1 protein-coding gene is annotated in these 687 nt (G+C 48.9%); it reads left to right on the forward strand.

What is annotated here, in order from left to right:
- Positions 1-42: 42 nt before the first annotated feature.
- Positions 43-687 (forward strand): hypothetical protein (locus ACLD7X_RS17625; RefSeq protein WP_411424990.1); only part of this gene is annotated, 645 nt, incomplete at its 3' end.

The raw sequence follows: 687 nt of genomic DNA on the forward strand, positions 1-687 counted from the left end.
GCGTATATAGCCGAGGGGGCAACGCCCGAGCTGACAGATTACATGCGGGACATTTCCCTTCGCCGTCAGATCAAGAAGCCAGCCCTTCTATATGGAAAGGACGCAACTCTGGTGGGGCAGTCTATCTGGCACTACATTGCGGAACGTTATGGGAAAGATAATATCTCCAATATATTAAACCTTACCCGTATAATCCGGACGGAACAAACCAGTATTACCAGTACCCTGGGCATACCTTCCTATTCCAGGTTTTTGCGGGAATGGCGGGACTACTACGTGAATTTAAGTAGCCAGGTGAGCGCCGGGTACGTGGAGCCAACCCCTTCCTGGCGGTATCGACCCAGTACGTCTAATGATGTGGGTAGTAATGCCTCGATCAAGCTTTCGCAGGATAAAAAATGGATTGCGGTAAGTGAGCTACACAAAAGCCGCTACAAGGTTACAGTATTTAACCTGGTGTCGGGCAAGAAGATGATCATCCGGCAGGGGAGTGTGCAGGTAGATAATTTGGGAGAAACTACGGTACTGCCGTTGCTGTCGTGGACCAAGTACAATACCCTGGCGGTAGTGGTAGAAGAGAACAACCGGCAAAACCTTTTTATCTACGATAAGCTGGATACAAAAAGGCCAGTCATTAGGATGAAGCGGACGATACGGGGGCTGGATCAGATTGTTGATATGGATATT

Origin of the sequence: Aphanothece microscopica RSMan92, assembly GCF_046613545.2 — a bacterium.
In the GTDB taxonomy this organism is placed as follows: domain Bacteria; phylum Cyanobacteriota; class Cyanobacteriia; order PCC-6307; family Cyanobiaceae; genus NIES-981.